Here is a 6379-nt window from a genome sequence, read left to right as displayed (position 1 = left end):
GTCGTTTCGCGTCGCGCAGCTGGGTTGGTTCGCGCCGGGCCGTTGGGATGTTTCGCTCCGCATCGCCGGGTCGTTTCGCCCTGGGCCGCTTGGTCGTTTGGCGCTGGGCCGCGGGGTTGGTTCGCGCTGGGCCGCTGGGTCGTTTGGCGCTGGGCCGCTAGGTCGTTTCGCGTCGCGCCGCTGGGTTGGTTCACGTCGCGCCGCTGGGTTGATTCGTGCTGGGCCGCTGGGTCGTTTCGCGTTGCGCCGCCGGGTTGGTTCGCGCCGCGCCGCCGGATTGTTCCGCGCCGGGCCGTCGGGATGAATAGAGCCGCGTTGCTGGGTCGATTCGCGCCGGGCCGCTGGGGCGTTTGGCGCTGAGCCGCTGGGTTGGGCCGCTGGGTTGGTTCGCGTTGGGCCGCTGGATAGTTTCGCGCCACGTCGCCACGTCGCCACGTCGCCACGTCGCCACGTCGCCACGTCGCCACGTCGCCACGTCGCCACGTCGCCACGTCGCCACGTCGCCACGTCGCCAGGTCGCTTCGCGCTGGGCCGCTGGGTTGGTCCGCACCGGGCGTCTGGGTCCTTCGCTCCGCGGCGCGCCGACGGGAATACCCACGACGGATGATCCGAACGGATACCGTCGATTCTCGTGCGGCGCGTGCTGATCACCGGAATGTCGGGCGTAGGCAAGTCCTCGCTGCTGCGTGAGCTGGCCGCGCGCGGCTATCGGACCGTCGACACCGACTACGGGGGATACCACCGCACGGTGGACGGCGAAACCCTCTGGCGGCCGGACCGAATCGAGGCGCTGCTGGATTCGGCGCCGGAATCGCAACCGGGCGCGCTGTTCGTCCAGGGCACGACCCGCAATCAGACGCTGTTCTATCCGCGTTTCCACCACATCGTGCTGCTCAGCGCACCCGCGGAGGTCTTGGAACACCGGCTGACCACTCGCACGACCAATTCCTACGGCAAGGATCCGGCCGAACTCGCCGAGGCGCTCGGCTATCTGGAAACGGTCGAACCGGCGCTGCGGGAGGACGCCACCCTGGAGGTGGTGACCACGGTGCCCGTTCCGCGAGTGGCCGACATCGTCCTGGCCCACGTGTTGCCGAAGGAACCGGCCGCCTGTTCGTCGCGCGCGTAGCACGGACCGGTGCTGCCGCGCGGGACGGGTACTGGCATGCTGACCGGCATGATCACACTGCGGTACCAAGGGGCACGCCTGCTGGCGGGGATTTCGGCGGGCGTCTTGCTGCTCGCCGGTTGCGGCGGGAACGACGACGCGGCGTCGAATTCGGCCGCGCCGACCACTCCGCGCGACCAGCTACTGCTGTCGGAATCCGAATTCCCTGCCGGTACAAAGAAAGTCGATCTGCCCAAGGACCGGCTGGAGACGGCGGCCGCCGATCTCGCTGGTACGCAACAGAGTTCGACAATCACTCCGGCGGAGTGCGCGAGCACTCAGCAGGACCTCGGCACGGCGACCAAGGACCTGCTCGCCGACGCGGCCGTCGCGGGCGCAACCGACGAGAAGGCCGGGCTGATGTTCGTCGAGTTCGTCGCGGGTCGCACCGCCGACCTGGCGAAGATCACCGACGGCAACAAGAAGTGCGGCGAGGTGAGCGCGACCTCCACGGTGGAGGGCAAGCAGATCACCTCGGTCGTCAAGGTGGAGAACATGGACGCGCCCGCGGGGCTGAACGGCGCGGAGGCCATTGTCTACAAGTCGGTGAGCACCTCGACCGTCGGCGCGGGCAAGCCGCTCACTTCCACCGCCTACCAGGGCATGGCCGTGCTGCGCGGCACCACCGTCGTGGTGCGCGTCGCCGCGCTGAAGGACTCGCTGGACGAGGCCGCGTTCGAGAAGTTCTTCCTCGACGCCGTGGAGAAGGTGCGCAAGGCGGCGTAGTCAGTCCGCCCGGCGCAGGGCGGTCGGCGTGCACCCCCACCAGCGACGGCACGATCGGGTGAAGGTCGCCTGTTCGGCGAAGCCGAGGAGCGAGGCGATCTGGCCCATCGGCATGTCGGTGGTGGTGAGGTAGCGGCGGGCTTCGTCTCGGCGCACGTCGTCGAGCAGGGCGGCGAAGGTGGTGTCCTCGGCCGCCAACCTGCGCTGCAGGGTGCGCGGGTGCATGGTGAAAAGCCTTGCCACCGAGCCGATTTCGGGCGGTGTCGTGCCGAGCAGCTGACGCAGCGCGGCACGCACCCTGGGCACGATCGACGCGCCGCCGTCGGCGGCCTGCTCGGCGAGGAAGGCCATGGCCAGCCGGTGCAGGTTCTGGTCGACGCCGGAGAGCGGCCGGTCGGCGAGGGCGCTCGGCACTCGCAGGATCGCCGCGGGCCTGCCGACGCGCACCGGTGCGCCGAAGAACTCCTCGTAGGCGCTCAGCGGTGCGGGCGGGTGATAGGGCAGTTCGACCGAACGCAGGCCGTAGCGCTCCTCGGCCAGTCGCTGGATCGCGCGGTGCACGAAGCCGAGGCCGAGGTCGGTGCCCTGGACCGGGGCGGGGAGATCCGGCGGGCCGCCGTAGCGCAGCGCGATCACGCCGCGGTCGCCGTACGGGTCGTCGGCCAAAGTCAGGCTCAGCGAGCGCGCGTGCACGAACAGGTAGCGCGAGGAGCATTCGAGCGCGTCGGCGAGGGTGGGGGAGTTGCGGATCGCCAGCGCCAGCGGGCCGAGCATGTCGAAGTCCTGGCGGTGGGCGATGCGTAGCCCGAGGTCGGGGCAGGCGAGACAGTGAGCGGCCAACTCCAGGACCGCCGCAACGGCCTGGTCGGAGACGAGTAGATCGTCGGCGTCCAGGGCGGCGGCGGGCAAGCCCACCGCCGCGGCGTACTCCTCGGCATTGCCGCCCAGTTCCGCGACGGTGGCGCGGAAGCCGCGCAAGCCTGCGGACCGGATGACGGACATGTCGTCCAGGATCAAATAGTTGTCGCGTGGAGTCAAGAACGTGGCCGCTCGGATCCGCACACTGGAGGCCATGACAGTCGCGCAGGACCATCTTGATGTCGTGATCGTCGGCGCGGGCCTCTCGGGCATCGGCGCCGCCTACCGGCTCCAGACCGAATGCCCCGGCAAGAGCTACGCCGTGCTGGAGGCGCGCGACGCGCTCGGCGGTACCTGGGATCTGTTCCGCTACCCGGGAATTCGCTCGGATTCGGACATGTTCACCCTCGGTTACCCGTTCAAGCCGTGGCGCGACGCGAAGTCGATCGCCGACGGGCCCTCGATCCTGCGCTACATCCGGGAGACGGCGGCCGAGAACGGCATCGACCGGCACATCCGCTTCCGCACCAAGGTGCTCTCGGCCGACTGGTCGAGCGCCGAGTCCCGGTGGACCCTCACCCTCGCCGAGCGCGACGCGGCGGGCAACACCGTCGAGCGCACCCTGACCTGCGGCTTCCTCTACGCCTGCGCGGGCTACTACGACTACGAGCGCGGCCACGCCCCGGAGTTCCCCGGCGCCGACAGCTTCGCGGGGCGGATCGTGCACCCCCAGTTCTGGCCGGAAGACCTCGATTACGCGGGCAAACGGGTCGTGGTGATCGGCAGCGGCGCCACCGCGGTGACGCTGGTGCCTTCGATGGCCGAGCAGGCCGAACTGGTGACGATGTTGCAACGCAGCCCGACCTGGATCAGCGCCGTCCCCGGCCGCGACAAGCAGGCCGACAAGATCCGCGAACTGCTGCCGCCTCGGCTGGCGCATCGGGTGATCCGCACCAAGAACATCTTGTTCAGTATCGGCTTCTATCAGTACTGCCGCCGTCGTCCCGAGTCGGCGCGCAGGCTGCTCACCGGTCTCACCACGCGCATCCTCAAAGACGAGAAGGCCGTCGCCGAGCACTTCACACCCAGCTATAACCCGTGGGACCAGCGGCTGTGCGCGGTGCCGGACGCCGACTTCTTCAAGGCGATGAAGAAGGGCAAGGCGGAGGTCGTCACCGACCACATCGACAGTTTCGTGCCCGAGGGCATCCGGCTGAAGTCCGGACAGGTGCTGGCGGCCGACATCATCGTCACGGCGACCGGGTTGCGGCTACTCGCCTTCGGCGGCATCACGCCGCACGTCGACGGCGTTCCGGTGCGGCTGTCCGAGCAGTTCGTCTGGCAGGGCGCGATGCTCACCGGCGTGCCCAACTTCGCGGTCTGCATCGGGTACACCAATGCCTCGTGGACGTTGCGCGCCGACCTGACCTCCCGGCTGGTCTGCAAGGTGCTGCGGCACATGGACGCCAACGACTACGCGGCCGTCGTCCCCGAGCCGGATCACGTGCTGACCGAGCATCCGCTGCTCGATCTGGCCTCCGGCTATATCCAGCGCTCCATCGACGAGTTCCCGCGCCAAGGCGAGCGGCACCCGTGGAAGGTCCGGCAGAACTATCTGCTGGATTCGGCGACGACCCTGCGCACCAACCTGAGCAAGACGCTGAAGCCGACGCCGCGCGCTGACCGGGTGCCGGTGCTCGCCGCCGCGCGCTGATCGCGAATCCTCACCCGAAACGGGTGAGGTATTCCGCGGGTGCACCCGCTGGGATGGACATCCAGGTTTCTCCTTCGCGGAAGGGAATGCAGATGACCACACCCGGAACCCAGCACCCGGTTCGCCAGGGCATCGCGGCGGGCACCTCCATCGGCGCCGCGATCCTGCTGCTGACCGTGGGCGTTCTGCAGATCTTGGAGGGCATCTCGGCCGTCGTCGACGACGAACTGTTCGTCGTCGGTCCCGAGTACGTGTACCAGTTCGACATCTCGACGTGGGGCTGGATCCACATCGTAATCGGCGCCATTCTGGTGATCTGCGCGATCGGACTGATGACTGGAAGCACCTGGGGCAGGATCGCGGCGATCGTCATCGCGGCGATCGCGATCATCGCGAACTTCGCGTCGCTGCCGTACTACCCGTACTGGTCCATCCTGATCATCGCCCTCAGCATCGTGGTGATCTGGGCGGTGTCGACCTGGCGCACCGACGAGTACTGACGGTCGCGGTTCTATGGTGGGGCGATGGCCAAGGCGATCGCCGTCGGCCGCGCGCAGTGGCTCGGTTACCGCTGGCGCGGCCACGGACTGAACGGGCGAACCAACGGCGGGTTGCTCGACGACCTGCTGCTACTCGGATTTCAGGACGGCCGCTTCGGCGGCGCCGCGTACTCACTGCGTCAGCGCACGGACCGGATCGGGTCGACGTCGTTGTCGCGTGCCATCGATCCGGCCGGGCCGCTGGTGAGCTGGTGGACTCTGCGCGGCGCACCGCACGCGCACCGGCTCGCCCAGCTGGACGTGCTGCGCGACGCGCTCGCGCCGCGCGCCTCCGACGAGGGCGGCGCTGCGCACGCCGAGGCCGTCGCCGAGGTCGCCGCGGCGCTGCGCGCGGTCGTCACCCGGCCGACCCCGAAATCCGCCGCCAGCACCGCGGTGACCGGGCGCGTGTCATCCGGGCTGACGCGCTGGTGCGACCGCTGCCGCGCGACGCACGTGCCGGACGGACTGTTCCGCGCGGCAGGCTGCCACGCGCAGATCGTGCTCGGCCCGGAGGTGGACCGCGCGACCATGCTGTACCCGACCCCGGATCACCCCGCGGTCGGCGTCCAACAGCCGCGCCTCGCCCTGCTGCGCACGTTCTTCCGGGTGAACGGCCCCACCACCCGCCCCCTCTTCCGCGATTGGCTCGGCGTCGGTGTCGACGAGGTGTGGCGCGAGGTGGCGGGGACGCTGGTGCGGGTGCAGGTGGACGACCGGCGGTACGAGATGCCGGAATCGCTCGTCGACGCGGTGTTGGGGGCGGGTGCGCCGGAGGGTGTCGTGCTGGTTCCGCCGGGGGATCCGTATCTGCGGCAAGCCGATCGGGCTCTGCTCGTTCCCGACAGTGCTCGGCGGAGGGAAGTGTGGCGGGCGTTGTCCGCGCCGGGGGCGGTGCTGGTCGACGGGGAGGTGGTGGGGGTTTGGCGTTATCGGCGCGCGGAGCATCGGATGGTGGTGAGTGCGTTCGACAAGCTGAGCCGCGCTAGGCGGGGTGAGGTGGAGGGAGATGCGGTGGGGTTGACCGGGGACGAGCGGTTGCGGTTCGAGTGGGAGTAGGCGTCGGCCGCTCGAAGGCTTTGCGTCGCAGCATGTTGCTCACCCACTGCGCCGATCGGCACGCCAATCATCAGATCCCGGCGCAACCCTGACCTTCGACCCGAAATCGCCAGGCCCCGAATGCGACCCGGAAGCGCCGGGCGGAATGCGAGCCGGAAGCGCCGGGTGGAGTGCGAGCCGGAAGTGCCGGGTGGAGTGCGAGCCGGAAGTGCCGGGTGGAGTGCGAGCCGGAAGTGCCGGGTGGAGTGCGAGCCGGAAGTGTCGGGCGCCCAAATGCGACCCGAAATCGACGGTAGTCAAATGGTTGCTTATCAA

Annotated in this window: 6 protein-coding genes; 5 read left to right on the top strand and 1 reads right to left on the bottom strand. The window is 69.4% G+C overall.

Features of this window, described 5'->3' with window-relative positions; translation table 11 throughout:
• Nucleotides 1–631: 631 nt before the first annotated feature.
• On the top strand, nt 632–1129 hold the full coding sequence (locus NAM01S_RS32445) for an ATP-binding protein (protein ID WP_067792940.1): 498 nt from the start codon (nt 632–634) through the stop codon (nt 1127–1129).
• Nucleotides 1130–1177: 48 nt separating this feature from the next.
• Nucleotides 1178–1894 (top strand): DUF5642 family protein, encoded by a 717-nt coding sequence (locus NAM01S_RS32440; protein ID WP_157108019.1) that lies wholly within the window; start codon nt 1178–1180, stop codon nt 1892–1894.
• Here the strand turns inward: NAM01S_RS32440 and NAM01S_RS32435 are convergent, their stop codons facing one another.
• On the bottom strand, nt 1895–2896 hold the full coding sequence (locus tag NAM01S_RS32435) for an AraC family transcriptional regulator (RefSeq protein ID WP_067792946.1): 1002 nt from the start codon (nt 2894–2896) through the stop codon (nt 1895–1897).
• A 70-nt stretch (nt 2897–2966) separates the two neighbouring features.
• Between NAM01S_RS32435 and NAM01S_RS32430 the strand changes: the two genes are divergently transcribed.
• The 3 genes from NAM01S_RS32430 to NAM01S_RS32420 all read left to right on the top strand — a co-directional run bounded on the left by NAM01S_RS32430 (nt 2967) and on the right by NAM01S_RS32420 (nt 6064).
• A complete protein-coding gene (locus tag NAM01S_RS32430) occupies nt 2967–4466 on the top strand; it encodes a flavin-containing monooxygenase (protein ID WP_067792943.1) in 1500 nt (499 codons plus the stop codon).
• Nucleotides 4467–4552: 86 nt separating this feature from the next.
• Nucleotides 4553–4966 carry a DUF7144 family membrane protein gene (locus NAM01S_RS32425; protein ID WP_067792934.1) on the top strand — a complete coding sequence of 138 codons (414 nt, stop codon included), beginning with the start codon at nt 4553–4555 and terminating at the stop codon, nt 4964–4966.
• 24 nt (nt 4967–4990) lie between these two features.
• Nucleotides 4991–6064 carry a DNA glycosylase AlkZ-like family protein gene (locus NAM01S_RS32420; RefSeq protein WP_067792931.1) on the top strand — a complete coding sequence of 358 codons (1074 nt, stop codon included), beginning with the start codon at nt 4991–4993 and terminating at the stop codon, nt 6062–6064.
• The last annotated feature ends 315 nt before the right edge of the window (nt 6065–6379 follow it).

The sequence above is a fragment of the Nocardia amikacinitolerans NBRC 108937 genome, from assembly GCF_001612615.1.
GTDB classification, from domain to species: domain Bacteria; phylum Actinomycetota; class Actinomycetes; order Mycobacteriales; family Mycobacteriaceae; genus Nocardia; species Nocardia amikacinitolerans.
This window is presented reverse-complemented; position numbering and strand designations above follow the sequence as displayed.

Coding starts and splice junctions, on each gene's coding strand:
- NAM01S_RS32440 (WP_157108019.1), top strand. CDS start 1,178: ATGATCACACTGCGGTACCAAGGGGCACGCCTGCTGGCGGGGATTTCG.
- NAM01S_RS32435 (WP_067792946.1), bottom strand. CDS start 2,896: ATGTCCGTCATCCGGTCCGCAGGCTTGCGCGGCTTCCGCGCCACCGTC.
- NAM01S_RS32430 (WP_067792943.1), top strand. CDS start 2,967: ATGACAGTCGCGCAGGACCATCTTGATGTCGTGATCGTCGGCGCGGGC.
- NAM01S_RS32425 (WP_067792934.1), top strand. CDS start 4,553: ATGCAGATGACCACACCCGGAACCCAGCACCCGGTTCGCCAGGGCATC.
- NAM01S_RS32420 (WP_067792931.1), top strand. CDS start 4,991: ATGGCCAAGGCGATCGCCGTCGGCCGCGCGCAGTGGCTCGGTTACCGC.